Below are 2,761 nucleotides of genomic sequence, written 5' to 3'. Positions count from 1 at the left end.
CCCACGCCGTTTTGCAGCACCAGCGCGCTGCCCAGCCACTGGGGCGGTGCGTATTGCGAAGACATGGCCGAAAACTGCGGCGAATCGGCCACCACACAAACGCCCCAAAACAGCAAAGACCCCAGCTGCACCAGCGGCCAGCTGTCCGGAATGAAGGGGTAGCCCACGCACATCAGGCCCGAGGCCGCCAAAGCACTGGCCGCCACCTTGGCGCTGCCCACGCGGCGGCTCCACAGGCCGCCCAGCACGCAGCCAAAAAAGCCGATGCCGATGACGGCAAAGCTGATCCAGGCCACAGCGGGGGCCAAAGGCTCGCCCGGTACGGTCAAGGCGCGCGCAATGGGCAGGCTCAGCCAAGGCAGCACACTCCAGAATGCGTACAGCTCCCACATGTGGCCAAAGTAGCCCAGCGCCGATGCCCGAAAACCGCGCACCGCAATCACCGCGCGCAAGGCCTGTGTGCTCAGGCGAACCGGTGTGGCAGGAGGTGCCATGGGTTCAGTTAAAGATGTTTGTTGCTTGGGCGCTTGTCCCATCCAGCCCACCAGCACCGCGCCCAGCAGGGCCAGCACCGACGAGCCCAGCAGCACTTCAGGCCAGGGCCAGCTTTGGCCCAATGCGCGCAAGGCATGCGGCATGGCCGTGCCCAGCGTCAGCATGCCCACCAGCCAGCCCAAGGCCGCTGCGGGTTTGCTGCCCACGCGCTGCACCAGCATCTTCATGCCCAGCGGGTAGATGCCGGCCAGGCACATGCCTACCACAAAGCGCAGGCTCCAAAACAGGCCGTAATCGGTCACGCCCCAGGTGACGGCGGCATTGGCCAGTGCCCCCAGCAGGCTGCACACCACAAAAATGCGTGTCGGCTGAAACCGGTCGGCCGCGCCGCTGAAGGCAAACGCCAGTGTGCCCGCGATGAAACCCAGTTGGGTGGCCGCCAAAAGCCAGCTGAAAGCGGCCGCACTCAGCTGCCAATCGCGCATCAGGCTGTCGGCCACCCCGCTGGGGCTGAACCACAGCGAGGTGCTCAGGCACTGGGCCAACACAATCAAGGCCACCGCCAGCGAGGGGCGTGCCCCAGAGGGCAGACGCTCAGCTGCGGGCGCGTTCAAGGGCTTGCGCCAGGTCGTCGATCAGGTCGTCGGCATGCTCCAGGCCCACCGAGACGCGCAACAGACCTTGCGGGGTCTTGCTCTCAGGCCCTTCGATCGAGGCGCGGTGCTCGATCAGGCTTTCCACACCGCCCAAGCTGGTGGCGCGGGTGAAGATCGCCACATTCGCGGCCAGGGCCATCGCCGCGTCCTTGCCGCCTTTGGCTTCAAACGACAGCATGCCGCCAAAGCCCGACATCTGCTTTTTGGCAACCGCGTGAAAGGCGTTGCCCTCCAGGCCCGGGTAGTGCACGGCGCTGACTTGCGGGTGCTCGTTCAAAAAGCGGGCCACCTTGTCGGCATTGGCGCAATGCGCCTGCATGCGGTAGGGCAGGGTGGGCAAGCTGCGCATGACCAACCAGCAGTCAAACGGCGAAGGCACACCGCCGCCAAACAGCTGCGCGGTGCGCAAGGCGGCAAAGTGCGCGTCGTCCTGGCGGGTGATGACGATGCCGCCCAGCACATCGCTGCGGCCACCCAGGTACTTGGTCGTGGCGTGCATGACCATGTCGCAACCCAAATCGAGTGGGCGCTGCAACACGGGCGATGCAAAGGTGTTGTCGGCAATGGCGCGTGCGCCACCCGCGTGGGCTATCTCGGCCACGGCGGCAATGTCCACGCACTGCATCAGCGGGTTGGAGGGGGTTTCGATCCAGACCATTTTGGTGTTGGGCTGCATGGCCGCACGCACCGTGTCCAGACGGGTCATGTCCACAAAGCTGGCGCTGACCTGCCATTTGGCAAACAGGTGTTTGAGCACATTGGCTGTGCCGTGGTAGATGTCGGACGGGGCCAGCACATGGTCGCCCGGCTGCAGACCCTGAAAGATGGCCGTGACACCGGCCAGGCCCGAGCCAAAAGCGGCAGCGCCTGCGCCGCCTTCCAGGGCCGACAAAGCGGCCTCCAGGCCATTGCGGTTGGGGTTGTGGTTGCGCGAGTACAGGTAGCCGTGCGGGTAGCTGCCGTCGGGGTCCCGCTCAAAGGTGGTGGACAGGTGAATCGGATCGACCACCGCCCCGGTGGAAGGGTCGACGCCGTGCCCCGCATGCACAGCCAAAGTTTCAAAACGCAGGGGTTTGTTTGTTTTCATTGGCAAAAGTATAGCCACCGACCCGAAGTGCAGGGTCTGCGAGGCGACAGCAACGGTGGCGATAAGATCCAGTTCTTGACCTCTGGAATTTTTTCATGACAGACCGCTACGCCGTGATCGGCAACCCCATTGTGCAAAGCAAATCGCCCCTGATCCACAGCGCTTTTGCGCACGTCACGGGGCAAGACATCGACTACGGCAAGTTGCTCGGCCCCTTGGGCGAGTTTGCGGCCACAGTGGACGCGTTTCGGGCCTCGGGCGGGCGGGGCATGAATGTGACCGCGCCCTTCAAGCTCGACGCTTTTGCCTACGCCACCGACCTGGCCCCCAGCGCGCAAATGGCCGGTGCCGTGAATGCCATGAAGTTCGAGGGCGACAAGGTGTATGCCGAAAATTTTGACGGCGTGGGCCTGGTGCGTGATGTGGTGCACAACCTGGGCTGTCCGCTACAAGGGCGGCGTGTGTTGATTTTGGGAGCGGGGGGTGCCACACGCGGGGCCTTGCTGCCGCTGTTGGCCGAGCA

2 protein-coding genes and 1 pseudogene are annotated in these 2,761 nt (G+C 64.6%); 1 reads left to right on the top strand and 2 read right to left on the bottom strand.

Annotated elements, in window-relative coordinates; translation table 11 throughout:
- A partial coding sequence (locus ACIQ47_RS16100; protein WP_396439042.1) for an MFS transporter occupies positions 1 to 1,109 on the bottom strand: 1,109 nt, incomplete at its 3' end.
- Positions 1,090 to 2,238: a trans-sulfuration enzyme family protein gene (locus ACIQ47_RS16095; protein ID WP_396439041.1), complete on the bottom strand. Its 1,149-nt coding sequence runs from the start codon at positions 2,236 to 2,238 to the stop codon at positions 1,090 to 1,092. The genes ACIQ47_RS16100 and ACIQ47_RS16095, both read right to left, overlap by 20 nt.
- A 95-nt stretch (positions 2,239 to 2,333) precedes the next feature.
- On the opposite strand from ACIQ47_RS16095, the pseudogene aroE reads away from it, so the two are divergent.
- Positions 2,334 to 2,761: pseudogene (aroE, locus tag ACIQ47_RS16090) on the top strand (shikimate dehydrogenase); the annotation flags it as partial.

The organism is Limnohabitans sp. (genome assembly GCF_044373035.1).
GTDB lineage: Bacteria > Pseudomonadota > Gammaproteobacteria > Burkholderiales > Burkholderiaceae_C > Limnohabitans_A.
This window is presented reverse-complemented; position numbering and strand designations above follow the sequence as displayed.